The sequence below is a fragment of the Terriglobus albidus genome (genome assembly GCF_025685425.1).
GTDB lineage: Bacteria > Acidobacteriota > Terriglobia > Terriglobales > Acidobacteriaceae > Terriglobus > Terriglobus albidus.
Genome location: NZ_JAGTAS010000058.1, coordinates 567961 through 593668, shown reverse-complemented (window position 1 = coordinate 593668; position 25708 = coordinate 567961). Strand labels below are relative to the sequence as shown.

20 protein-coding genes are annotated in these 25708 nt (G+C 58.4%); 5 read left to right on the top strand and 15 right to left on the bottom strand.

The annotated features are described in order from the left end of the window. Window positions 1-9 precede the first annotated feature (9 nt). The gene (locus tag OHL21_RS21530; protein ID WP_263419364.1) at window positions 10-2706 is read left to right on the top strand and encodes an ABC transporter permease; all 2697 of its coding nucleotides are present in this window, start codon (window positions 10-12) and stop codon (window positions 2704-2706) included. A 31-nt stretch (window positions 2707-2737) separates the two neighbouring features. Here OHL21_RS21530 and OHL21_RS21525 read toward each other — a convergent pair whose 3' ends face one another. From OHL21_RS21525 to OHL21_RS21510, 4 genes are all read right to left on the bottom strand, one after another. Continuing rightward, window positions 2738-5068, bottom strand: a complete 2331-nt coding sequence (locus OHL21_RS21525) for an outer membrane protein assembly factor BamB family protein (protein ID WP_263419363.1) — start codon at window positions 5066-5068, stop codon at window positions 2738-2740. A 129-nt stretch (window positions 5069-5197) separates the two neighbouring features. After that, on the bottom strand, window positions 5198-5611 hold the full coding sequence (locus OHL21_RS21520; protein WP_263419362.1) for a hypothetical protein: 414 nt from the start codon (window positions 5609-5611) through the stop codon (window positions 5198-5200). 287 nt (window positions 5612-5898) lie between these two features. Next, the gene (locus OHL21_RS21515; RefSeq protein WP_263419361.1) at window positions 5899-7326 is read right to left on the bottom strand and encodes an MFS transporter; all 1428 of its coding nucleotides are present in this window, start codon (window positions 7324-7326) and stop codon (window positions 5899-5901) included. A gap of 139 nt (window positions 7327-7465) precedes the next feature. Next, window positions 7466-7813: a helix-turn-helix domain-containing protein gene (locus tag OHL21_RS21510; RefSeq protein ID WP_246153652.1), complete on the bottom strand. Its 348-nt coding sequence runs from the start codon at window positions 7811-7813 to the stop codon at window positions 7466-7468. 269 nt (window positions 7814-8082) lie between these two features. Here OHL21_RS21510 and OHL21_RS21505 point away from each other — a divergent pair, with 269 nt between their 5' ends. Both OHL21_RS21505 and OHL21_RS21500 read left to right on the top strand, forming a co-directional pair. Then, window positions 8083-8985, top strand: coding sequence for a PhzF family phenazine biosynthesis protein (locus OHL21_RS21505; RefSeq protein WP_263419360.1), 903 nt, complete (start codon window positions 8083-8085; stop codon window positions 8983-8985). Window positions 8986-9527: 542 nt separating this feature from the next. Then, complete coding sequence (locus OHL21_RS21500) at window positions 9528-9974, top strand: response regulator (protein ID WP_263419359.1); 447 nt, start codon at window positions 9528-9530, stop codon at window positions 9972-9974. A gap of 454 nt (window positions 9975-10428) precedes the next feature. On the opposite strand, the gene recG is transcribed toward OHL21_RS21500, so the two are convergent. Further along, a complete protein-coding gene (gene recG, locus OHL21_RS21495; RefSeq protein WP_263419358.1) occupies window positions 10429-12732 on the bottom strand; it encodes an ATP-dependent DNA helicase RecG in 2304 nt (767 codons plus the stop codon). 145 nt (window positions 12733-12877) lie between these two features. On the opposite strand from recG, the gene OHL21_RS21490 reads away from it, so the two are divergent. Both OHL21_RS21490 and OHL21_RS21485 read left to right on the top strand, forming a co-directional pair. Then, window positions 12878-13789 (top strand): ABC transporter ATP-binding protein, encoded by a 912-nt coding sequence (locus OHL21_RS21490; protein WP_263419357.1) that lies wholly within the window; start codon window positions 12878-12880, stop codon window positions 13787-13789. Beyond that, window positions 13782-15026, top strand: coding sequence for an ABC transporter permease (locus tag OHL21_RS21485; RefSeq protein WP_263419356.1), 1245 nt, complete (start codon window positions 13782-13784; stop codon window positions 15024-15026). Before OHL21_RS21490 ends, OHL21_RS21485 begins: the two co-directional genes overlap by 8 nt. Window positions 15027-15119: 93 nt before the next feature. On the opposite strand, the gene polA is transcribed toward OHL21_RS21485, so the two are convergent. The 10 genes from polA to OHL21_RS21435 all read right to left on the bottom strand — a co-directional run bounded on the left by polA (window position 15120) and on the right by OHL21_RS21435 (window position 25694). Further along, entirely contained in the window at window positions 15120-17882 is a 2763-nt protein-coding gene (polA, locus tag OHL21_RS21480) for a DNA polymerase I (protein ID WP_263419355.1), read from the bottom strand. A gap of 132 nt (window positions 17883-18014) precedes the next feature. Further along, the gene (queA, locus tag OHL21_RS21475) at window positions 18015-19037 is read right to left on the bottom strand and encodes a tRNA preQ1(34) S-adenosylmethionine ribosyltransferase-isomerase QueA (RefSeq protein ID WP_263419354.1); all 1023 of its coding nucleotides are present in this window, start codon (window positions 19035-19037) and stop codon (window positions 18015-18017) included. After that, window positions 19038-19676: a lysophospholipid acyltransferase family protein gene (locus OHL21_RS21470; RefSeq protein ID WP_263419353.1), complete on the bottom strand. Its 639-nt coding sequence runs from the start codon at window positions 19674-19676 to the stop codon at window positions 19038-19040. A gap of 11 nt (window positions 19677-19687) precedes the next feature. Then, entirely contained in the window at window positions 19688-21028 is a 1341-nt protein-coding gene (gene glmM / locus OHL21_RS21465; protein ID WP_263419352.1) for a phosphoglucosamine mutase, read from the bottom strand. A 27-nt stretch (window positions 21029-21055) separates the two neighbouring features. Beyond that, window positions 21056-22519, bottom strand: coding sequence for an exodeoxyribonuclease VII large subunit (xseA, locus tag OHL21_RS21460; RefSeq protein ID WP_263419351.1), 1464 nt, complete (start codon window positions 22517-22519; stop codon window positions 21056-21058). A 273-nt stretch (window positions 22520-22792) separates the two neighbouring features. After that, window positions 22793-23017, bottom strand: coding sequence for a DUF2905 domain-containing protein (locus OHL21_RS21455; RefSeq protein ID WP_263419350.1), 225 nt, complete (start codon window positions 23015-23017; stop codon window positions 22793-22795). A 10-nt stretch (window positions 23018-23027) separates the two neighbouring features. Continuing rightward, a complete protein-coding gene (locus OHL21_RS21450) occupies window positions 23028-23393 on the bottom strand; it encodes a response regulator (protein WP_263419349.1) in 366 nt (121 codons plus the stop codon). A gap of 273 nt (window positions 23394-23666) precedes the next feature. Then, window positions 23667-24389 (bottom strand): tetratricopeptide repeat protein, encoded by a 723-nt coding sequence (locus OHL21_RS21445; RefSeq protein ID WP_263419348.1) that lies wholly within the window; start codon window positions 24387-24389, stop codon window positions 23667-23669. Between the two features lie 256 nt (window positions 24390-24645). Continuing rightward, complete coding sequence (locus OHL21_RS21440; protein ID WP_263419347.1) at window positions 24646-25206, bottom strand: hypothetical protein; 561 nt, start codon at window positions 25204-25206, stop codon at window positions 24646-24648. Window positions 25207-25247: 41 nt separating this feature from the next. Then, complete coding sequence (locus OHL21_RS21435; RefSeq protein ID WP_263419346.1) at window positions 25248-25694, bottom strand: hypothetical protein; 447 nt, start codon at window positions 25692-25694, stop codon at window positions 25248-25250. Window positions 25695-25708 lie beyond the last annotated feature (14 nt).

Here is a 25708-nt window from a genome sequence, read left to right as displayed (position 1 = left end):
GGAATTACGATGCTTCCTGCAATCAGTGCATTTCTGGGGCGTTTCAGTTCGCTATTCCGCAAACGCCGCATGGAGAGTGAGATGTCCGAGGAACTCGCGTTCCATCGGGACCGGTTGCGCGAGAAGTATCTTCAGGAAGGCATGTCGGCGTCCGAAGCAGAACGTGCTGCCCGCGTACGGTTCGGCGATGCGCAGCGTTGGCGGGAGCGGCTGCGTGAAATATGGAGCTTCCGCCTCCTGGAAGAGCTTATGCGTGACGTCAGGTTCTCCTTGCGTCTGCTCTGGAAATCCCCCGGATTCACCGCGGTGGCGATGGCAACGTTGGCGCTTGGGGTGAGTGCAAACACGGCGGTGTTTGCACTGATCGACAGCCTCTTGTTGCGTCCTTTGCCGATACCGGCGGCCCACGAGATGGTGGTGCTTACTATGCTGGAGGACGGTTCACGGTCCCCTACTTCGTTTTGCACGCCATTCTTCCGCAGTCTGGAAGGTCAGAGTGACGTCTTTCAGAACGTGTTTGCATTCGTCAATGACACGCTCCAGGTGCGGGCAGACTCAGGCAATGTCAACGTCCATGGAGTGATGGTGAGTGGACAGTACTTTGCGGCGATGCAAGTGAAGCCGCTGTTAGGACGTTACCTCACACCTGCCGACGACAAGGAGGGTGGAAGTCCTTCCGGGTTTGCCATCGTGATCAGTGAGCAGTTCTGGAAGAACTGGTTTGATGGAGCGCCGGATGTTGTTGGCCGCAAGTTGACGATCGCGAATGTCCCCTTCACCGTGGTCGGCGTAATACCTAAGAGCTTTATGGGAGCGGATCCGACGCAGCAACCGCAGATCTATGCGCCAATATCGGCGGACCCAATCATCGATGCTCCCCGGGATCACCTCCATGGCGGAACACACGCCTGGTGGCTTACCGCGATGGCCCGCCTGAAACCCGGTATAGAACTCGATAAAGCGAATGCTGCCTTGCAATCGGTTTCGGCTTCCGTGTTGCACGAATCGGGAGGGGAACCCGAGTGGATTAAGGATGAAGAGATGCATCACTTCCGGTTCGGGGCAGAATCGGGATCAAATGGATTTGCATATGTTCGTTCAGTATTCCGCAAACCTTTGCTGACGATGTTTGCGATGTGTGGCGGATTGTTGCTGCTCGCATGCCTGAATCTGGCAAGTCTGCTGCTGGCGCGTGGAGCTGTGCGAGAGCGGGAACTGGCAACGCGGCGAGCCTTAGGCGCGACACGGGCGCGTTTGGTCCGGCAGCTTATGATCGAGAGTCTCTTGCTGGCGGGGCTCGGTACAGGGCTTGGCGTGGCATTCGCTCCAATGGTGAGTCATGCACTTTCCGCCCTGCTCTCAGGAGGAAACGGTCCCGACAGCATGGTTCTGGATGCGTCGGCGGACTGGCGCCTCTATAGTTTTGCCGCATCCGTTGCCTTGATCGCCTCTGTACTGATCGGACTCGTGCCTGCTCTACGAGCAACCGATGGAGATCTGAATGAACAGATTAAGAATGGGCAACATGCGCAGCAGAAACATGCTCGGGCAAAACTGATACCTCGCCTGCTTATGATCTCCCAGGTAGCCCTGGCGCTGATTCTGGTCTCCGGTGCGGCGCTGCTGGCGACCAGCCTGGTGCGGCTGTATCGCACGGGGCTTGGCTTTGATCCGCACGGCGTGGTCAATATTGCCTTCAGCATGGACAAGCAGCAACTGGATGGCGATCCGTTAATCGAAATTTATCGACAGATCGAGGAAGGGCTGAAGACTGCGCCCGGGGTCAAAGAGGTGAGCTTTCAATCCATCGTTCCTCTCTCCCATCGCAATTGGAATGGCACCTACACCACACCAGGAGGAACACGTCAGCTCATCTGGCTGAATAGTGTCGGGCCGGAGTACTTCCACACGATGCGAATCCCGGTGGAGCAAGGACGCACGTTTACGTGGAACGACACGAAAACATCGGGCATGAAGATCATTCTGAACCGATCCGCCGCCAAACGGTTCTTCCCGACGGGCGATGTTGTCGGCCGGCAGATTCTCGACCGCGACAAGACAGTCTATGAGGTCGTAGCCGTGGTAGGAGACGTCAAGTATCGTGATGTACGTGGGCCTGCAACTCCAGCAGGCTATGTCCCAATCCAGCAGGATCCGCAAAAGAAGCCTTCATTCAATGCGGTGGTGCGTGTCGATGGGCCTTGGGCTCCACTGGTTCCGTTTTCGCGGGAACTGGCAGCGCGGCTGGCGCCGTCCATTCCAGCACCTGTGATCCGCCCTATGGACGATGTCGTCGATACCTCGATCAGCACGGAACGGATGATGGCTCTGCTTGGGTTGTTCTTTGCAGGATGTTCGCTGTTGGTGACAGCGATTGGGCTCTACGGTACGCTCTCCTACACCACGGCCCGAAGGGCGAACGAGATTGGAATTCGCATCGCTCTCGGCGCGCAGCGTCTCCGTGTGACGATGATGGTCTTCAGAGAAAATGCTGTCGTCGTTGCGATTGGCACCGGGTCGGGATTGGCTGTCGCAGTCGCTCTCTCCACCATGTTGACGAGCTTTCTTTATGAAACTTCGACACGAGATCCGTGGATCCTGATGGCAGCAACCTTGACGTTAGTAGGCGTCGCGAGTGCGGCATCGATTCTTCCTGCACTGCGCGCATCGTGGATCGATCCCATGCAGGCGATTCGTTCTGAATGAATGGCCTGCATAGGACCGATTCGCACTCGACTCAGTGCTTGTTTCCGCCGGCCGGAAGTGCGAATGCGATATATCCCTTCGATGTCGTCGGATTGGAGACGCCTCCAGGCGGGATGTAGGCGCTGTCTGGATAAGGTGTGCCTCCACCACTCACAGTGAACAGAACATACTCGCGTCCGTCAGCTTCATAGACAGCAGGGACGCCCTGCGATCCATTGGGCAGATCTTTGGTGAAGATTACCTTGCCGGTTGCGCTGTCCAGAACGTAAAGCTTTGGGTCATTGCCGGCAAACAGGACCAGGCCTCCTGCGGTGGTTACGAAGCCGCTCTTGGGATAGATGTTTCCCCGCAGCTTGTCGCTTGGACCTGCCTGGGGGACATCGCCGTACGGCGTCTGCCATTTGATCTTGCCGGTATTCAGGTCGTAGGCGGTGATGGTGCTCCAGGGCGGGGTAATGATGTAGGGTTCGTTGCCATACCCAGTCTTGTAACGGGACGGAGGACCTTCGACATCATTCGGATAGGGCGGCTCGCTTGTCAGTGTACGCATAAAGGCCTGGGTCGCGGCCGAAGGAGCCGAACCCAGGGGAGCGAGATCGGGCTGCTTGAGAAAGGCCATCAGGTCATTCAGGGCTGTTGCCGGCAATGTAGAAAAGGACGGCATGGTCGCTCTGCCGTTGGTGATGGTGTTGCGTGTTGCCTCCACACCAAGCCGGCTGACGACGGTATCGAGTGCAGGTCCGCGATCGCCCTTCAACTCCGGGCCATGACAGAACTGACAATTCTGCTCATAGACGGCGCGGCCCAGCTGTTCCTGCGTAGGAATGCCCGTTCTAGGACGCACGTTGTGCGGACGGCTCGGGATCAGGCCACCTGCATTGGCCGTCGTCGACTCTCCTGCAGGCACCAGCTTGATAATCGAGGGCATGTCCTTGGAAAGGACATAGACGGTGCCATCCACCGCGTTCGCTCCGGTGCTGAAGAACAGAGCTCCGCCGTTCACGCTGGGAAGGTTAATTGTGTCCGCCGTTGTCGACGGAGGCGTATAGAAACCGGTTCTCGCCTTAGAAAGACGCTCGCGCCACCAAGGCACCTCTTCCGGTTTCATAAAGCCTTCGTACATATCTTTCACAGTCATGCCTTGCCGGGCGAACGGAGGTACAACGGTCGGAAAGGGCTGCGTTTTTGAAGTGACCTCGCCCGGAACATCGCTGGCAGGGACGGGACGTTCTTCGATTGGCCATAATGGTTTGCCGGTGAGTCTGTCGAAGACATACAGAAAGCCGTTCTTTGACGCCAGCGCGACGGCATCGACTGTCTTGCCATTGTGCTTCACCGTGACGAGCTGCGGTGCGGAATCAGGGTCGTAGTCCCAGACATCATGGTGCACCGTCTGGTAGTGCCAGAGATACTTTCCGGTGCGTGCATCGAGGGCCAGCAGGCAATCGGCGTAGAGATTGTTACCCTTCCGGTCGCCGCCATAGAGCTCGTACTTGGCTGAGGCTACGGGGAAGTAGGCGATGCCGCGCTTGGGATCCACCGTAATCTCACCCCAGACATCCACGCCGCCCATGTACTTGTAGGCGTCCTTGGGCCAGGTGTCGTATCCGAACTCTCCCGGACGCGGAATGGTATGGAAGACCCAGAGAAGCTTGCCGGTCACTACGTCGAAGGCTCGGATGTCGCCCGGAGGAGCGAGGTATCCTTCGCCGGTGGCGCTGCCGAGGATGATGATGTTCTCAAAGATGCGGCCAGGAGTACGGGAAGAGAGAGGGCGGGTCGCGCGTTCGAGGCCGATCTTGAGGTCGAGCTTTCCATGATCGGCGAAGGAGTCGACAAGCTGTCCGGTGCGTGCATCAAGGGCCTGCAGATAGCCATTGGCAGAGACGAGCACGCGACGGTCTTTGCGATCTTTGCTTTCCCAGTAGTTGGCGCCGCGCATGCCTGCGATACCGGCGAAACGCGAGGGTGCACTGCCGGGAAGGGTGAAGGCGTGGCTCCACAGTTCCTTGCCGGTGGTCGCATCAAGCGCTACCAGCGATCCCTGCTTCGCGGCTACATAGGCAATGTTGTCGATGACCAGCGGGCTGAAGGTGTAAGTGATGTCGTCGCCGGTGAGATAGCTCCAGGCGACATCGAGCTTATTCACGTTGCCGGTATGGATCTGCTTCAGAGGTGAGTAGTGCGCGCTCTCCGGTCCACCGAGGTAGTCCTTCCAGCCAATGGGAGCCTGTTGCGCGGGTGCGGCGCTACAGGCACACGCGAGCAGGAACGCTGTGGTGCTGAGTACGTGACCTGAGACTAAATGCGAAGCGTAATTTTGTCCGGAGCTTGCCCTCCGTGATGTTTGCGGGCCGTACACTTTTCCCTCCGTCTGAGAGCGCGTGGAATTGCAGGAGAGAATAGTACATTACGCAATATATGTTGCGCATTATGCAATATGCGGGAGGTCCACCTTTTGGGATTTGCAGCGCCCCGCGTGAGATGGTTCTTAGTTGGGAATGATAGGCGCCATCCGATCGGTGACGGCATCCTGAACGAATATCTTGAACCAGGTGAGAAAGCCGGCTCCCGGAATTTCACTCAGAACCGCGCTGGTGAGCATATGAACCCTGGCTGTGTCGGGGCCGGCGAGTGTAGCCTCGGTGAGCCGTGTCTGGATCAGTTTGATCTGGGTTGGAGTGAAGCCGCGGTTCTGAATCTCTCGCCACAGCGGGGAATCCTCGCTCTCGATGGCTTCAAAGGTGCGAAAGAGCTCTTCCAGTTGCGGTCTCACCTCTGAAGCCCAGACGGATTGAAAAAGCTCTACATCCTGTCTGATGTGGTTCTCTACCAGGTCGTTCACGACGTTCATGATGAACGTCAGTAGAAAGAGAAACTTTTCCTTGTTCTCAGCGAAGGCCATCCAATCACCTCAATACCGGCCAGCATAGCAAGTTGTAGAGGCGGTAAGGCACGTCGGCCTTTGATGCTTATACGACCGGGTGCCCCACCCTCGCAACGCTAGGGTGGGTTCGGGATGCCCTAAATTCCCGACAAAAACACAACGACTTTTGTCGACAGGGGTTTAGCTCCTGAATCTAAAGTTCATGACCTAAATCATGAAGAGTTTTTGCCACCGGCGCGTTGAAAGCAGGTCCTTCACTACGTTCAGGATGACAACATTTATGCAAGAACTTCTGAGACACCACGCTAAACCAGCGCCGACTCCGATTCCGGGATGTACTTATGCCCGCTGGTGCTGGCCCCGGCGTGTGGGTGCAACGCCAGGCTGTCGATGACCGGACCCAAGGCAAAGATGGCCATGAGGACGATGGCCCAGCGGAAGTCGCTGAGATCCGGGTGGGCTGCCGAGTGACCCTTGGCCATCGCGACGATGCGGAGCGTAATGGCGCCCACTGCAACGCCCATGCCTGCGCTCAACTGCATGATGGCGCTGAGGAATCCATTTGCCCGGCTCATTCGTTCCGCTGGAATCTCCGCGTAGGCCAGAGTTGTAAGGCAGGTGAACTCGAGCGACCGGCAGGCCCCGTGGATAAATAGGATGAAGAGCAGTAGGGCGGTAGGCGTACCCGGTGTCAGCAGCGCGCAGAGGCAGATGGTGCTCACGGTGATGAGGCCGTTGACGATCAGCAGACGGCGAAAGCCGAAGGCTCGGAGTAACGGCAGCACGATCGATTTCATGCTGAGGTCACCGCCAAAGAGTGCAAGCAGATACAGGCCGCTGCGGAAGGCGCTCAGCCGGAACGCAATCTGAAACATGAGCGGAAGCAGAAATGGCAGGGCCATGACTCCCACGCGAAAGGCACTCGCTCCGTAGATGGAGAGCGAGTAGGTCTTGTTCCGCATGGAGTCGAAGTCGATGAGCGAGGTCTTTGGCCGCCGGCGGGCATAGAGAATCGCAAAGACACCGCAGATCAGGCTGAATGTCAAGGTCATCGCCGGCGTGACCCAGCCGGATTCGCCTTCGCCGAATTTCTCCATGGCATAGACAGAACCGGCAGAGGCGATACCGGCGAGGATGAAGGTACCCCAGTCGAACGGATGCCGCTCGTGAACATGGGTGTTTTCAATCCACAGCATTGCCAGAATCAGAGCCGCGATCCCGAAGGGTACGTTGATCAGAAAGATCCAGTGCCAGCTGAAGTAAGTCGTGATGAAGCCACCCAGCGGAGGGCCGAGGACAAGGGCGGTCAGTCCCGGCCAACTGATGTAGGCGATGGCCTGCGCCAGGCGATCTTTGGGTGTTTCGCGGAGAACGATCAGACGGCCGACCGGCACCATCATGGCTCCGCCGATTCCCTGCAGGATACGCATCAGCGTGAACTGCGTCAGGGAATGGGCTCCGGCACAGAGCACGGAGGCCAGGGTGAAGAGCGATACTGCGGTCGCAAAGACGGTGCGGGCGCCAAAGTGGTCGGCTACCCATCCACTGATCGGGATCAGTACGGCCAGTGTCAGCATGTAGACCGTCATACCGATGTTCAGGCTGACAGCGCTGGTGTGGAAGCTCTTCGCCATCTGAGGAAGCGCTGTGGCGATGATGGTTCCATCGAGATTCTCCATGAAGAAAGCTCCCGCGATGAGCGAGGTGACATAGAGAGGGGATCGCGTCTTCATCTTCCTATGATAGGAGGCGCAACCGCGATTCCGAATGAATCGCCGCAAATCACAGGGTCCTGAAAGGAGCGGCCAAAAAAACACCCCCGAGGGTGCCGGGGGTGATTGTGGAAAACCTTTGGCTGACGGATACTGCGGACTAACTGAGTGCGGTCTGGGCGAACTTGCGGACCATGGCAAGCAGCAGCTTGCGGTCTGAGTCGGACAGATTGGCTGAGTAGCGTTGGATCTGAGTGAGGAAGCGAATCTCGTCTTCGGAGAGATTCAGTGTGCTCATCTCGCGGCCGACGCTGTCTTCGGCGAAGAACTGGCTGAGGGGCAGGTCGAGCGCCTGAGCAATCTTTTGCAGTGTTTCCAGGGACGGAACCGTGTGCCCGTTCTCCACGCGCGAAAGATAGCAGCGGAGCAACCCGGTACGCTTCTCGATATCGCCCTGGGACATGCCCTTCTGCAGGCGGAACCCGCGGATCGTAGCTCCAATGTTCATAGAAGCAGGCTCCGGGTCGGAGGGTAGAGATGGAAGGATTGTTTGCATGTCAGCCATTGACCACAAAGTAACGACCAGTGACTTTGATAGCAAGGGGTAAAAGCCGTAAACAGGTGAAAAATTAGGCTCCTGTATCTGCCCAGGTTCGTTTTGACCCTGAAACGAATCTACTTCGCCAACGGTCGACATCTCTTTTAGGGAGATGCGCCTGTCTGAGAAGAAGATACGGGTTTTGCAACAATGAGCTTATGAGCGAGAGGGGTGACGGTATGCGTGCACTCGAGTGGGAGCAGGTTGACGTCTTTGCGGAGGCGGCGTTGGAGGGGAATCAACTGGCGATCTTCACCGATGCCCGCAGTCTGACGACGGAGCAGATGCAGCGGCTGGCGCGGGAGACCAATCTCTCCGAGACGACATTCATCGTGCCACGGGATGAAGCGACCGAGCGCGAGCGGGGTGTACTAGTACGCATCTTTACGACCGAGGAAGAGCTGCGTTTTGCAGGACATCCGACGCTCGGCACGGCGAGTTGGATCTATCTGAACCATCCCGCCCTGCGTGGGCAGGAGGTCATTACGTTGGATCTGCCCGTCGGACCGATTCCGGTACGTTTCACGGCGCCTGTGGAGGGCGAGCAGGGTGTTTTTGGGGAGATGCGGCAGCGCGACCCTGAGTTCGGTCAGATGCACGCACGGGAGGCCATTGCGTCCGCCCTGGGGCTCACTGTGGACGATCTGCACCCGGAGCTGGCCCCCCAGACATCAAGCACCGGGATGGCCTTCTGCATCGTCCCTCTACGGTCAGTAGAGGCAGCAGGAAGGCTCGCCGTGAATCAGCGGGTGGCGCAGCAATATCTGGCGTCGTCAGACGCGAAGTTCTTCTATTGCATTGCTCCGGTCGAAAACGGAGATGCACACTGGCATGCCCGCATGCAGTTTTATAACGGCGAAGATCCGGCTACCGGCTCCGCGGCCGGGTGCGCTATCAGTTACCTGTTGCGCCACGGAGCGGTCGATTCCGGCAGAAGGATTGTCATGGAACAGGGGCTGGAGATGCAGCGGCCGAGCCGACTGCTTCTTCGTGGAGAGCTCCGTGACGGAAAGGTGTGTGAAATTCATGTTGCAGGCCGCACCATTCCTGTTGCAAAAGGACAGTTTTTCCTGTCAATTTAAGCCACATTTCAACATGCAACATCGTATAAATCACCAATAACTACGACGGTTCCACCGATTGCGGTGGAACCGCAAGTGGAAAGCCCGCGAATGTTCGCTCTACTTTCGCTATTGCGCCGCACCTCAGAGCTTCGTACTCTTGCCAAGCGTTCGAGGTACGGAACACCACGACGCAGGGTTTCTGATCTGACACACAACTGAAGCTGAGAGGGGCACTGCGCAGGCCGCAGCGCCGATCCCTGGGGCCCGAACGCACACCAGCACATGCAGCCGCGTGGTACGCGGCTGCGACGGCGGCACAAGCGTTTTCTCCCTGAAGGACGACGGTGAAGGGCAACCTGCATTTCGCCTGCATCCCCCTCTCTCCGCGGCCCGGTATGCCCACGGTACGTCACTGCTTTTCGCCTGTGCGAAAGCAGCGGGAGAGCCTTGTCTTTCCCTGAGTCGAAGTGCATACCCGCCGCGGAATCACCGCACCAACAGGCGCTGCCCTTGCGCCAGAGCAGCTCGTTCGCAGAGCAACACCAAGGAACAGGCAACACATGCGCCCCAAAAAGACCATCCTTTGCGTCGACGACAATGAACAGTCTCTATCCGTGCGGAAGTTCCTTCTGGAAACGCGCGGATATCGCGTGATCGATACACAATCTCCCCATCAGGCACTGGAGATGCTGAATCAGGCACTCCCGGGTTCGGTCGATCTGCTGCTGACAGATCTAACCATGCCGCAGATGGATGGGAACGCACTCATCCGTCGCGCCAAGGAGATTCATCCCGCGCTACCTTCGCTGATGGTGTCAGGAACAATCACCAGCGCCGATCGCAACGAAGCCGCCGATGCGTTTCTTCCCAAGGGCGCGAACTCGGCATCGGAGCTGCTGGACCGGGTGCGCATTTTGGTCGCCCGCAAGCGCGGACCGAAGAAACATGTCGTACAGATGACGCCGCTCGCACAGCAGCGGACTGAGGCGTATCCGGCGACAGCCTAAAGACCAGTTGCTGGTTGCTGGTTCCTAGTTGCTAGGGTGTATCGACAAATTCCAGATAACCGATAACCGATACTCTGGTGCCCATCCATCGCATCGCGTTGGTCGGGATGTTCGAGCGAAGCTCGATTCGGTGGGAGCCGTGGGCTTTCAGCCCACGGTGTATCGGCTCAACATCAAATGGGCTTTAGCCCTGGGCTTTTTCCTCGCGTACAGAGGCGGCCCAGGGCTGAAAGCCCCTCTATTTTTTACGCCTGTATCAGCGGGCTGAAGCCCGCTGAACACCCCATCCAGCAAGGCTGGATGGGGACCCCGCTGCTCCCACCAGTTTCAGGTCATCCTCTGTCAGATCAACTGAAGTTGTCGATACGCCCTAGGAAAAACGATCTGAGTGTGTCACCAAGCCATACGGCACGGGCCCAACTAGCAACCAGGAACCAGCAACCAGCAACTGCTTTCACGCTTCCACCAATCCATAGTGCCGTTGCCAGTGTTGTTTCAACTGAGTGCGAACGGTTTCTTTCTCTTCTTCCGTTGCTTCAGCATTGATCGCGAAGTTTGCCGCTTCGCGCTTGGCTAGCTCCAGGGTCTCGCGATCGCGTAGCAGACTCGCGACGCGGAACTCGGGCAGGCCGGACTGGCGGGTGCCGAAGAACTCGCCAGGGCCGCGTTGCTCCAGGTCGATCTCGGCGAGCTCAAATCCGTTTTGCGAACGCACCATGGCATCGAGCCGCTGATCGGCTTCGGGTGAGACAGTCGGTCCGGTCAGCAGGATGCAATAGCTCTTCGCGGAGCCACGGCCGACACGGCCTCGCAGTTGATGCATCTGGGCGAGTCCGAAACGCTCTGCATGTTCGATCACCATGACGCTGGCATTGGGCACATCGACGCCAACTTCGATCACCGTAGTGGAGAGAAGAACGTCGATCTCGCCGCGCTGGAAGCGAGCCATGACGACCTCCTTCTCAGCAGCATCGAGCCGGCCATGCAGTAGTCCAAGCCGCAGACCGCGAAGTGGGCCGGCACTGAGCTCCTCATACATTTGCGTGGCTGACTTGAGCTTGGCCTTGAAGAGTTCGCCGGTTTTTTTTCGCGAGCCTTTCTTCGGAGCAGTCTCTTCTGCCGGAGGCTGATCGTGCGCGAAATCCAACTCCGGCTGATCATCGTTTGTTCCTTCAATCAATGGATAAACGACATACGCCTGGCGTCCGGCCTGGACCTGTTTCCGGACGAAATCCCACACCTCGGCGGAACGCTGTTCTTCCACGCGGCGGGTGACGATGGGCGTCCGGCCCGGAGGCAGCTCATCGAGGATGGAGACATCGAGGTCACCATACATGGTGAGAGCGAGCGTGCGTGGAATCGGAGTCGCGGTCATCACCAGGACATCGGGTTCAGCCGCGCCAGGCTTCTTCATCAGGCGGAAGCGCTGCTGGACGCCGAAGCGATGCTGCTCGTCGACAATGATGAGGCCAAGCCGATCGAAGTCCACCTTCTCTTCGAGCAGCGCGTGGGTGCCGATCACCAGGTCGGTTTCACCGCGATAGATTTTGCCGCGTGCTGCTTTCTTCTCCGCCGGCTCAAGCGAACCGGTGAGCAGCGTGATACGGTAGCGGCGATTTCCGTCTTCTTTGGTGGCCTTCTGGAGGACCTTGCGCGCGGAGAGGTAATGTTGTGTGGCCAGAATCTCTGTTGGAGCCATCAGGGCGGCCTGATAGCCATTTTCCATGGCGACAATAGCCGCCTCCAGGGCGACGATGGTTTTGCCGCTGCCGACGTCACCCTGCAGCAGACGGCGCATCGGTTGCGGGTGCTGCATATCGGCGACAATTTCTCCCAGCACCCTTTTCTGTGCCGCCGTTGGGTGGAAGGGAAGAATCTGCTTCAACGCTTCGCGAACGTCGGTGCCGGTCTGGAAGGCGATTCCTTCACGCTCGCGCATGCGGCGGCGTTTGAGCTCGAGGCCGAGTTCCAGATAAAAGAGCTCTTCAAAGACAAGACGGCGCAGCGCAGGGGTGCGGGCGTAGGTGAGGTCCTCCAGTCGAGTGCCTTCGCTTGGGAAGTGAACCTCTCGCAGAGCTGCCATACGTCCCGGAAGATTAAGCCGTTTGCGCAGCGCGAGCGGAAGAGTTTCCGGCGCATCTTTGACCTCGGCGAGCAGATCCCACAGCACCCGGCGAAGCCATTTGCTGCCCAGTTTGGCGCCCCACGCCGTGGTGCCGCCGAGCGATTCATAGACGGGGACAATGCGGCCGACCTCGAGACCGGCGAACTCGGCATCTTCGCCGGTGGCAGAGGCATCCGGCAGGAACTCGAACTGCGGCTGAATCATCTTGAAGGCGCCCGGGCGGCTGCTGGAGGCCTCGACCTTGCCGTAGAGTGCGACCATCTGGCCGGCCTTGAACTTCCCCTGCAGGTACGTGCCGCGAAACCACAGGCATTTGACGGTATCGAGGCCCTGGCCGACCGTGACTTCGAAGATGGGCATCTTTTTGGTGCGAAGGAGCGCAGAACCGCGAACTTCACCGATGACCGAGGCCATCTCACCCGGTTTGAGCTCACGAAGATGACGCGGATGCAGGCGGTCTTCATAGCGGAAGGGGAGATGGTAGAGCAGGTCCTCGACCGTCTCCACCCCACGCTCTTTCAGAGCTGTCGCGATGCGCTCACCGACGCCTTTAACGAACTTGACGTCCGTGGCGAATGTCTGAGCTTCACGCGGGAGTTGACTGGTTCGTGGGCTGGGAGGCTGGGTCTTCATCACCGGGTACATCGGGTCTTATCGCATTGTAGGGTGCCGGCCGCCGTTTATCCTGCGTGCGCGCCGCTGGTCCTGAGGAAAGTGCAAATGATCCGGCATCCGGCCCCGAAATCGGCCAACTAGTAAACTTCCCTCAGGAACATCAATGTCTATTGTTCAACTCGAACACGTTCGTAAGGTTTATGACAAAAAAGTTGCAGTCGAAGACCTCTCCTTCTCCATCGAACCCGGAACCATGTTTGGCCTGTTAGGACCAAACGGCTCGGGAAAGACCAGCTCGATCCGTATGATGGTGGGGATTACGATGCCGGACTCTGGCGTTGTCCGGCTTTTCGGCGAGCCGTTCAAGCGCGATGCTTTGAAGCGTGTCGCCTATCTGCCCGAGGAGCGCGGACTGTACAAGAAGATGAAGGTCATTGACCAGCTTGTCTTTCTTGGACAGTTGCGCGGGTTGGACGAAGCCACGGCGCTGAAGCGCAGCCATGAGTGGTGCGAACGACTGCAGATTACCGAGGCGATTCCTAAGAAGACGGAAGAGCTTTCCAAAGGTATGCAGCAGAAGATCCAGTTCATCTCAACGCTGCTGCACGAGCCGGAGCTGATCATCATGGACGAACCGTTCAGCGGCCTGGACCCTGTGAATGCAACGCTGCTGATCGATACGATGCTGGAGCTCCGCAATGAGGGCCGCGCCATCCTGTTCTCGACACATCGCATGGATCAGGTCGAAAAGATGTGCGATGCCATCTGTCTCATCTCACGAGGCAGACCAGTGCTGAGCGGAACCATGCGTGAGGTGAAATCGCGCTATCCCCGCAACCGGGTGCAGATGACCTTTGAGGGAGATGCAGGTTTCCTGCGTGATCCGGCAGTTGAAGAGGCGAGGCTCTATAACGGCTCCGCTGAGATCAGGCTGAAGGATGAGGCGGCAGCGCAGCAGGTTCTTGCACAGGCGGTGAATGGCGGAACCCGCATTACCCGTTTTGAAGTGATGGAACCGACGCTGGAAGAGATCTTCATCCAGGAAGTTGGAGCAGGAGGCAATGTCGATGCCTAGCAATACACTGTTGATCGCCAAGCGCGAGTATCTGGAACGCGTGCGCACCAAGTCCTTTCTGGTCACGACGATGCTGATTCCGCTGCTGATGGGTGGCGGGATTCTGTTCTCCGTAGTCAAGTCCAGGCATTCAAAAGCTGCTTCGCACATCGCGGTGGTTGCGGCCGATACCGATCTCGCCTTGGCGCTGCAGGACGAGTTGGAGCACGGCAAAGATTCCGCCATGCAGGTGGATGTCATCTCGCCGCCGACAGGCAATACCCGTCAGGCGGTCGTGGACGAGACAGCGGAGAAGCAGATTGATGGCTTCCTGTGGATCGATATGGATAAGGGCAAGCCGAAGGCGACCTATACCTCCATCAGCAGCGCCGACATCTCGACAACGCAGGCGATTGAATCGTCCTTGCGCCGCGCCATTGTGCGCGAAGGCATGAAGCGCAAAGGTGTCGATGCCGGAGAGATCAAGCTGATGATGGCGCCCGTTGAGCTCGAGACCGAAACCATCAAGAATGGCGAGATCTCGAAGTCAGATACGATGACCGCTTTCTTCGGAGCGTATGTCCTCTTCTTCCTGATGTATATGGCGGTGATGTTACACGGCATGAACGTGGCTCGCTCAATCATTGAAGAGAAGACTTCGCGTGTCTTTGAAGTCATGTTGGCGACCGTGCGGCCTCAGGAGATGATGACCGGCAAGCTGCTCGGTGTAGGGGCGGTCGGCCTGACGCAGATCGGGATCTGGGTGTTGGCGGCGCTCGGTCTGTCAGCGGCGCCAATGGCCTCGGCGGCAGGCGCAGGCGCAATCCACATCAGCTTCTCGGCAGGGCAGATTATCGCGTTCATCGGCTACTTCGTGATGGGCTTTCTGCTGTATTCCGGCATGGCTGCCGCGATCGGGGCGATGGTGAACTCCGAGCAGGAGCTGCAACAGTTCAACATGGTGATTGCGCTTCCAATGGCGGCCTGCATGTTTGTGCTGGTGCCGGTGATCTCGGACCCGAACTCGCCCTTTTCGCGCATCATCTCGCTGGTTCCTACGTGTACGCCGCTGATCATGTATCTGCGCATCGCGATCTCCAACCCGCCGTGGTATGACATTGCAGCCTCGGTGGTGATTCTGCTGGCAACCATCTACGGCGTGCTGTGGCTCACCGCCCGCATCTATCGCGTGGGCATTCTGATGTACGGTAAACGGCCGACGCTGCCCGAGATTCTGAAGTGGTTGAAGTACAGCTAGTAATTGAATGATTGAAAAATTGAATGATTGAATAAGCAAAGGCCTCCTGGAGCGGGGCCTTTGCTGTTGTTATTCAATTATTCCCTTATTCAATTATTTGATATCTCTCCAGTTGCTGCCCACGCCGGTGTCGGCGACGAGTGGGACCTTGAGTTCGATGACGCATTCCATTTCGTGCTTAACCATGGCTTCCACCTCTTCGGCTTCGTCTGGAGAGACATCGAAGAGGAGTTCATCGTGTACCTGCAGGGTCATCTTCGTCTTCAGTTGACGACGGGATAGCTCCGCATCGATGCGCAGCATCGCGACCTTGATCAGATCAGCGGCTGTACCCTGCAGCGGCGTGTTGACTGCGGTGCGTTCGGCGAAGCCGCGCATATTGGCGTTGCGTGACTGGATATCCGGGATAGGACGCACGCGGCCAAAGAGCGTTTTGACCTTCTGCTCTTCGCGCACGCTCGCCAGCACGCCGTCGATAAAGGCGCGGACTCCCTTATAGCGCTCAAAGTAACGCTCGATGTAGAGCTTCGCTTCCTTCTGTTCAATCCCGAGCTGTGCCGCCAGGCCGAAGGGAGAGATGCCGTAGACGATGCCGAAGTTGACGGCCTTGGCGCGGTTACGCGTCTCCTTGTCCATCGTCTCAGGATCGACTCCAAAGACCTCGCTGGCGGTCAGCGTGTGGATGTCTTTGCCTGTGCGGTAAGCGTCGACCAGCAGAGGATCGTCCGAGAAGTGCGCCATCAACCGGAGCTCGATCTGCGAATAGTCGGCTGAGAGCAGTACATTGCCGGGCGCCGCGATGAATGCGGCACGGATCTCCCGCCCGAGCGCGGTACGAATAGGAATGTTCTGCAGGTTCGGGTTGATGGAGGAGAGGCGACCAGTCGCCGTGCCTACCTGATTGAAGGTCGTATGGATACGGCCTTCGTTGTCGGCGAGCTGCGGTAACTGATCAAGGTAAGTGGACTTAAGCTTCGCGAGCTGGCGATACTCGAGGACGAGGCGGGGGACTTCATGGCGCCCTGCAAGCTCTTCCAGAACGTCTTGCGCCGTGGAGATGACCTTTCCCTTGCCATACTTCAATGGTTTGGGCAGCGCCATCTTGTTGAAGAGCACATCGCCGAGCTGCTTAGGTGAATTGATATTGAAACGGTGGCCGCTGGTCTCGTAGATGCGCTCGCTCAGCGAGTCGATCTCGACTGCAAGACGGGAAGACATATCGCCTAGAACCTCGCGATCGATGCGTACGCCTGCGCGCTCCATCTTGAGGAGGACGGGGACGAGCGGCTTATCGATCTCGTCATAAACCTTCATCGTTTCGGCTCGCGCAACATCATCCTTCATCGGTTTTGCGAGCCGGAGAACGGCATCGGCAGACTCGACCAATAACGTATTTGGATCTTTACCGAGGGCGCGGCTGGAGAAGCGCGCGGCAATGTCGGCCAGCGTATGCGAGCCGTGAGTTGGATTGATGAGATAGCTGTAGAGCATCACATCGTCCACGACGCCACGCAATGTGAAGCCGCAAGACTCGATTGCCCGTATGGATGACTTGAGATCATGCACAGACTTAGGGATGCTCTCGTCTTCCAGTAAGGCCTTGAGCGGTTGTGCTTCCGGTCGCGCCATGTCGACAAGGGTCACGTCGTGACCTTCCACTGCCAGCCCAAGGCGTAATGATTGTGAGGGAGGAGGAACCGGTGCAGCCGGGACTATTGGAGGTGGTACAGCGAAGAGGCTGCCAGTCTCCGGCGGCGGCGGTTCAGCTTCGTCCTCCTCGGGAACACTGACTTCCGAAGCAATGGCGGCAGCATTCTCGAAGACTGCCAAAGCAAAGCCTTTCTTCGCGGAGGTAAGCAGGGCCGCGAGCTGTTCCGGTGTCGGATCGAGGACGTAAGCTGCCGGTTTGGCATCTTCCGGTGGAGCGAGTTCTTTAAGCAGAGTCGTAAATTCGAGTTCGGTAAAGAGTTCGCGGCAGGCGATCGGGTCGATCGGCTGCGTCTCCATCGCGGCAAGGTCGTACTCTACAGGCACATCGGTGTGGATCGTGACCAGCTCTTTACTAAGCATGATGTTGTCGCGATTGTTCTGCAGACTCTCTCGATAGGTCTTACGCTTGACCTCTTCGGCACGATCGAGCGCGGCTTCCACGGTGCCGAACTGCTGAATCAGCTCCACGGATCCCTTGTCGCCGATGCCCGGAGCCCCGGGAATATTGTCGACCGAATCCCCCCGCAGTGCCATCACATCGATCACACGTTGCGGTGGGACGCCGAGCGTCTCTTCGACCTTCTTCGGATCGAGGATGAGGTTGTCCTTCGTCGGATTCAGGATATGCACATCATCGTTGACAAGCTGCATCATGTCCTTGTCCGAAGACACGACGTAAACCTTGTATCCCTCTGCTGCAAACTTGCAGGAGAGGGTGCCGATCACGTCGTCGGCTTCGAAGCCCTCGTGGAGCAGCACGGGAATGCGGAACGCATCCAGGGAGCGGCGGATGTAAGGCATCTGCTGCAGCAGGTCAGGTGGAGTCTCGGTACGGGTAGCCTTGTAGCCGGCGTAGTCGACATCTTCAAACTGCTGGGTTTTGATATTCCACTTGCGGACGGCCTTCATCTCGCGGGCGCGCTCATCACGAAAGACGGGGCCGGGAGGATCGTAGATGGCGGCGAGGTACTTCGGCTGGAAGTCGCGGCGCAGCTTGTTGATCATGTTCACGAAGACATAGGTCGCCGCCGTGGGAATGCCGGTGCGCGTGGACATGGGGCGTTGCCGCTGCATGGCGTGGTAAGCGCGGAAGATGAACGCCATTGCGTCCAGCAGGTAGATTGCGGGTTTCTGCTCGTCAGCCATCCTTAGAAGGATACGCGTTTGGATGGTTGTGAGTTGAATTGTTGAATAGTTGAATGGTGCCTTGGAGTTGTTCTCAGGGCACAATCCCTCGTCCTCGGAAAAGCACACGGAAAACTTTTGATCGATGGATTTTCAGGCGATGAACATACAGTCGCCGTAGCTGAAGAAACGATAGCGCTCCGCCACGGCGTGGTTGTAGGCGTGAAGCACGTTATCTCGTCCTGCGAAGGCGCTTACCAGCATCAGCAGCGTGGATTGGGGCAGATGGAAGTTGGTCAACAGCGCCTGGACGAGCTTGAACTCCGCTCCGGGAGAGAGAAAGATATTTGTTTCTCCGGAATGAGGTTCGAGCGAGGTGCGGGCACAGTGTTCCAGCGTGCGGACCGTTGTGGTGCCGGCGGCAACGATTCGCCTGCCTTCCTGCTGTGCACCCTGAATTGCGTGTGCTGTCTCTTCCGGCAGGGTGTAGTGCTCGGTATGGAGCCTGATCTCATCCAGTCGCTCCACACGCACTGGTTGAAAGGTTCCGAGACCGACGTGCAGCGTGATCGTAGCAATCTGGACTCCGCGAGCCTTGATCTCCTCGAGCACGCGCGGCGTGAAGTGCAAACCGGCGGTCGGGGCTGCCGCCGAGCCTGGCTGCTGGTTGTAGACCGTCTGGTAACGCTCGCGGTCTCCTGCGTCATCAGGACGGTGCATGTAGGGCGGCAGGGGAATGTGGCCGATGCGGTCGAGACGCACGAAGAAGTCGTTGACCGGAGCGAAGCGCAGAGTACGTTCGCCGAATTCACCGGCGGCAATCACTTCGGCCTGAAGCTGGTCGGCGAAGACAAGTGTTGTTCCAACGCGAACCTTCTTCCCAGGACGAACCAGAGCCGTCCACTCCAGCGGTGCAGTCTGCTGGGTGAGCAACACCTCAATCTGTCCGGTAAAGCCGGAGCGCGTCGCATAGAGGCGTGCCGGAATCACGCGGCTGTTGTTCAGTACGAGCAGGTCACCGGGCTGCAGCAGTGAGGGTAAAGAACGGAAGTTGTCATCACGAAAAGCGCCGGTATGGCGGTCGAGCACCAGCATGCGCGAGGCGTCGCGTTCCGGCAGCGGCTGCTGCGCGATGAGCTCCTCGGGAAGATGGAAGTCGAAGTCGGAGACCAGCATCTAGAGGTCTCCTGTATACGGTTTTGCCATCCGCACCGCCTCATCGAGCGTCGACTGTGTCGCCTCTGGAGTGGGGTTAGCCGGCGTATGGGGCGGCCAGGTCACGGTGACACGGCTAAAGGGTTTAGGGATAAGGAAGCAATCCCACGAACGCAGCACCCAGGCGCGTTGCGGCTGCAGATGAAATGCGCCGACATTCGTTCCGACGCGATTCGCGAGGGCCGTTACACCGGGTTTCGCGATCATGTTTGGACCGCGAGGCCCGTCAGCGGTGAAAGCGCAGATATGGCCGTTGCGGAAGGCCGTCTCCATGGCAAGAAGACCGGCCGCCCCGCCGCGAGAGCTGGAGCCTCGCACTGCGTTGAAGCCGAGACGTTCGACAGTGCGTGCGATCAATTCGCCGTCAAAGGACTGGGAGATGAGAATAGCGATCCTAAGATTGCGGAACCGGTAGGCGGCCATCAACAGGGAGCGGTGCCAGAAGGCGAAGACGCCAGGGGGAGGCATGCGGTCGCCCGGAATGACGCCGGGTGCGCATATCTCCTCAAACTGAAGCGTGCAGCCCAGCAGGCGGATGAGAAAGGAGGAGAGGCGCGGGATAAGAAAGAGCAGTATCCGTTGTTTGGCCGTCCATTTCATCCGCGTTCTTGTCAGATTCCGAGCTCTGTACGGATGGAGCTGGCGATCGCCTCTGCGTGGTGCTTCATCCGGGTCTCGTCTTCCGCCTCGATCATCACGCGGGCAAGAGCTTCGGTGCCGCTGTAACGGATCACGACACGGCCACTATCCTTCAGTTCATCCTCGGCTGCGGTGATAGCGCTGACGATTGCTGGGAACTGATCAAGCGGCTTCTTCTCACGCACCTTGACGTTTACGATCACCTGCGGGAAGACCTTCAGATCCCCGGTCAGCTCTGCGAGCGATTTACCATTGCGGTGCAGAACATTCAGCACAGCGAGCGCAGTCTGCAGGCCATCGCCGGTGGTGGAAAGCGCCGGGAAGAGGATATGGCCGGACTGCTCACCGCCGAGCGACGCGCCAGTAGCCTGCATCTGCTCCAGAACATATTTGTCGCCTACTGGAGCGCGAAGCATCCGGATGCCGGAGCGCTTGAGCGCTGCCTCCAAACCCATGTTGGACATGGTCGTGGCGACGACGAGATCGTTCGCAAGCTCTCCGCGAGCCTTCAGATCGCGTGCGGCGAGCAGCATGACGGCATCGCCATTGACAACATGGCCGTACTCGTCGGCAAAGAGAGCACGATCGGCATCGCCGTCAAAGGTAATGCCCATAGAAGCGCCTGAGGCTGCGACTTCGTCAGCGACGATCTCCGGATGCAGTGCGCCGCAACTCTCATTGATGTTGCGGCCATTGGGAGAGGCGTGGGTAATACGGATCTCTCCGCCAAGCTCGGCGAAGAGCTGCGCCGCGACTGAAGATGCTGCGCCGTTGGCACAGTCGATAACGATGGTTTTGCCATCGAGAGAAAGATCTGGCACCTGTCCGAGGAGGAACTGGATGTACTCGGCACGGTAGGCGTCGTCGGCTTCGGGCAGCGCATTGGCAGCGATTGAGTCATGAACAAGACTGCCGAGGTGCCGGAAGATCTCCTCTTCCATGGCCAGTTCTGTGGCATCGGGGAGTTTGTAGCCATCGGGGCCGAAGAGCTTGATGCCATTGTCCTGCCATGGATTGTGCGAGGCAGAGATGACAACGCCTGCGCCAAAACCATGTTTGCGTGTCAGATAAGCCACGGCCGGCGTGGTGATCACTCCGGCAAGATGCGCAACGGCTCCTCCGGCTGTGAGGCCTGCAATGAGCGTGGCAGCGATCCACTCAGAGCTCTCGCGGGTGTCCATGCCAAGCAGAACATCCTTCGAATCCCGCAGGGAGTGTGCCAGTGCCAAACCGACGGCGTAGATGGTCTTCGGGTCGAGCGGAGATTCGCCGGCGACAGCACGGATGCCATCGGTTCCAAAGAGCTTTCGCATATTGAATTTGAGGGTAACAGTTTGCCGTCAGGAACGCTTGCCGGTGACGGTGGCATCCAGGGAGCCCTTGTGCAATCGTGCGGTAATAGAACTTCCCGGAGCAGCCTCGGCGGCATCCCGCAGCAGCCTGCCATCGGCGTCATAAACAAGCGCATATCCACGCTGCAGCACGGCAAGCGGTGACAGCGACTGAAGCGCGGTCGAAACGGCCTGCACGCGGTTCCGTTCGCTCGAAAGGCGGCCGCGATGAGCCGTCACAAGGCGTGACTCAACGATAGAAACACGTTGTTGCGCCTGGGATAGCTGCCGTGTCAAATCGCGTGCTGCCAGACGCTGGTGCAGCGCAAGCAGACGTCGCTCATTGCGCTGAAGCCCCGCGCCTACGGCAGAATTGGCGCGCCATGCAAGCTCGTCCAGACGCTGATAGCGGCGGCTGATGGCATCTTCTACACGATAGAGGATGGCTTGGGCGTTGATACGCGCGAAACGCTGGCCGGCCTGCATGGTGGTATAGCGGGCAGCACGAACCAGCCGCTGGCCGAGTGTGGCCACATGATCTTCAATGCGATGCTGAGCGGCTGTGATCAGCTCTGCGGCGGCCGACGGAGTGGGTGCGCGCAGATCCGAGACGAAGTCGGCAATGGTGAAGTCAGTCTCGTGGCCGACGGCAGAGACGATGGGAAGCTCACTGGCCGCGATCATACGGGCGAGTGCCTCATCGTTGAAGCCGGCGAGGTCTTCGGCAGAGCCGCCTCCGCGCGCCAGCAGAATAACGTCTACCGCGTGGGGAGTCCCTGCTGCCTGGTTGAAGTAGCGGATGCCATTGGCGACTTCCAGCGGCGAACTGGCGCCCTGTACCGCGGCGGGGTATACCAGCAGATCGAGGCAGGCGTGCCGCCGCCGGATGACGTTGACGATGTCACGGATAACGGCGCCGGTAGGGGAGGTGACGATGCCGATGCGTGTGGGGAAGGCAGGAAGTGGACGCTTCCGGTCAGCATCGAAGAGACCTTCGGTCTGCAGGCGGGCCTTGAGCTGTTCGAAAGCAAGCTGCAGCGCTCCCGCTCCGCGAGGTTCAACTGATTCGGCGATGAGCTGAAGTTGTCCGCGCGATTCGTAGACGGAGACGCGGCCACGCACCAGGACTTCCAGGCCGTCTTCGATGCGGAAACGGTGCATCTGGGCCTGGCGCCGGAAGAGCACGACGGGAAGCTGTGCCTCGCCGTCCTTCAGTGTGAAGTAGACGTGGCCGGAGCTGGCAGGGCGGCAGTTGGAGACCTCTCCGAAGACGGAGATATTGCCATATCCCTTTTCGAGCTCGCCACGGATAAGTGAGACCAGTTCGGCGACGGAAAACGTAGTGCGGCGCGGCGCCGGCCGGGCTGCAGGTTCAGCCGCCTGCGGCGCAGCTTCGGGTTCTTCGAACGCGAAGCCAAGCTGAGGAGCGGTGTCCGAGGTACGGCCTGAACGGAGCTGTGCCAGCGTAGGCATAGCTCTAGGTTAGAGCAATTCTCCTAAGACTATCGCTTTGGATAAATCTACGAATGCCGTTTTCTTCGCAGGAAAACGGCGCAAACAGCCAGGACTTCACCCCTGCGAACAAGTTCGCTGGGGACCCGACACTCCGCTCTACATCTTTAGGAGACTTGCTCTAGAGCATTTTCCCTGTTGCTGGGTATCCCGGAAGGGCGTGCAGTGGCGTTTTCATCGGGAAACCGCCCATAGATGCGGGATGCTCTGGACTACACCTACAGGGAAAATGCTCTAGCGCCGGAGGCGGCTGAGGAGATAGAGAACCAGAGAGAGGACAATGCTGATAACGATGCTTGTCCCTAAAGGGATGAAAACCTGCCAGTTACGTCCACGGAAACTGATGTCGCCTGGAAGGCGGCCAAAGGGGAGCGAAAACTTACCGGCAACCAGGAAAATAAGGCCGGCCAGGATCAACAGGCAGCCGGCACCGATTAGCATGCGGCCGATGGAAGTCATTGGTTCAGCACTAGGTTAACAGTTCGTTCGCTTCGCGCAGAAGATCGGTTGGATGAAGCGGTTTGGTCAGCACGGACCAAGGCTGCGACTGCTCTTTGGAACGGTCCATCAGACTCTTCATCAGAGAGTAGTAACCGGTAAAGAGCACGACACGGCAGTCCGGCTGCTCTTCCGTCAGGCGGGTTGCCAGAGCAACGCCGTCCTCTCCGGGCATATTCACATCGCAGAGAAGGAGGTTTGGGTGAAAGTCACGTGCGGCAGACAAGCCATCTTCCGCTGTATAGACAGCGCGTGCCTCGAAACCATTTTCCCGGAAAATAATTCGCAGGGTATCGGCTACGAGATGCTCATCGTCAACGACCAGGATACGGCGCATATATTTCTCCTGCTTCGGTGGAATGCAGGGCAGTCAAGAACAACAAAACGACAGCTTTTCCGAAGTACTGGGAGTATCTTGCGCCGTGTCGACGCCGGAAATCCAATTAAACCTTCTTAAGAATCGGGGATTTCCAGCCCGGTACTGAAATGGGATTTTAGAGCATCTTTCCCTGTTGCCGGGTTTTCCGGAAGAGGAGCGCAGCGGCGTTTTCTTCGCGGAAAACGCCCACAGATGCGGAAGCCCTACTCTTCCCCTACAGGGAAAATGCTTTTACTGACGCGCGCCCGGATTCAGACGCTGATCGGCAATCGAACCGGCAGCAGTCTTGGCTTCCTTGTCCTTGAGCTGTGCGTAGATCTTGCGGGCCTCGGCCTGCTGCCCCTTGGCTTCATAGAGGGATGCAAGCTGCAACTGGGCGGTTGCGGCCGGAACCGAATGATTCGGCTTGGCGATGAGCTGGTTATAGAGGTCGATTGCCTTCTGGTCCTGTCCGCTCTGGCGATACAGGCTGGCCAGGGAAAGTTTCGCCAAAGACGCGAGATCGCTGTTCCAGGAGCCGGCAACTTTTTCCAGGGCGGCCTGCGCCGTGGAGGTCTGATTCGCTTCGATGGCAGTCAGGCCGGCGAAGTAGAGGGCGAGTTTGCCGCTGGAGGTCATGCCATAGCGATCAGCCACCTGCTGGAACTTCTCATGGGCGGCCTTGGCGCGCTCCTGCGCCGAAGGGAAGGTCTTGACGCCCTGCTGCGGCGGAACACCGGGTTCGGCGATATCGGCCTGATAGACACTCATGGCTTCGCCGAAGGCGGTATTGGCGGAGTTGGAACGCACGTTGTAGATCACCAGACCGCCAATAACGACGAGCAGAACGACAACAATTCCGACCGCATAGCGAACTACGGCACTGCGATTCTGCTTAGCCCACTGCAGGCCGTGCTCGGTTGCGGCGACGTAGGCGTCTGGCTGCTTCAATGAATGGCGGGTCTGGCTGTCCAACGTGATGTTCCTTAGGTCTCGATAGAGGTGCGCGCCCGAGATGGGCACGTAATTCCTAAGTTTAGAGCATTTTCCCTGTTGCTGGGTACCCCGGCTGCGGCGTGCAGCGACGTTCATTGCGGAAAACGCCTATAGATCCGGATGCTCTGGACTACACCCACAGGGAAAATGCTCTATCAGCGGCCGTTTGCCGCTTCAATCTCTGTTATCTGCAGCACTTCGCCCGGTTTCAGCTATACGCCCCAGACCAACTATCTCAAAAGGGTTCGTGAATCAGTTGTTGCGAAGCAAGTTTTCCGTCGTGGTCGTAGTGGAGTTCGACGACCCAGTTGAAGACATCGTCCGGCCAGTGTTCGCCGCCGAGCAGTCGTGTGGAATCCGCCCCGAGTCTGGTAAGCAGCTCGGGAATCCCACCGTGCCTCCAGGAGATGAGAATGACTTTGCCGTGAGACTCCTTCTGGAGTTCGGCAACGAAATCATCGTTCTTCTTCTCGACGAAGTGCGTGTTGATCGGTTTGTGAATCGTTGTGCTGAGTGGCTCCACGGTCAAACGCGGACGCAGACTGTTTTTACTGTCGGTCGCGGCGAAGATCGTGTCGATGGAGAGGTTCCGGCCGCTGGGATCGACGAAAGGAGCAAAATAGGCCGCATAACGCTGTGCGCGTGCCTCTCCGGCTGGAGTGAGGCGATCGCCGACGAGGGGTTTCTCCGCGTGCCGGATGATGAGGAGCGTCGTGTCACGCAGACCCTCCTGCGCATGACAAAGGATGGACGAAGCGCCCATGAGGGCACACAGGAGAGATCGGCGAAGCAGCATGGCTCCAGCGTGCCCCAGAAAGCTTAAAAGCGAATGAAAACCTATTCGGAGAGCGACTGTTTGTGAGGCTCGCCCGGTAGAACGAAATCCAGCTCGGCGGGGTGGGAGTCGCGATTGACCAGCGGGAGCTGCGGCAGCTTAGAGGTGTGGCCGGCTTCGCGGACCACCTCGTCAACGTGCTGCAATACCTCATCGATGGACATGGTGTACATCTCGCGGCCGTTATCGTAGCCGGTTTCGATGATGGACTTGAGGTAACGCCCTGCGGCCTGCGCAGCCAGATAATCCGTAATGACGTGACCGTTCTTGGCCTTCTGCTGCACCCACGCCTCATTCGGCATGGCGATCCAAACGGGGCGGCCGTTCACAGCGAAACGGATATCGGTGGCGTCGGCGTGACGCGTTGCGATGGCCACGACCGTGCCTTTCCAGGTGCAGTGCAGGTCTTCCCCGGTAAACCGGTCGCGAGCGTGAAAGTCCTCGTACATATCTACGAGCTTAA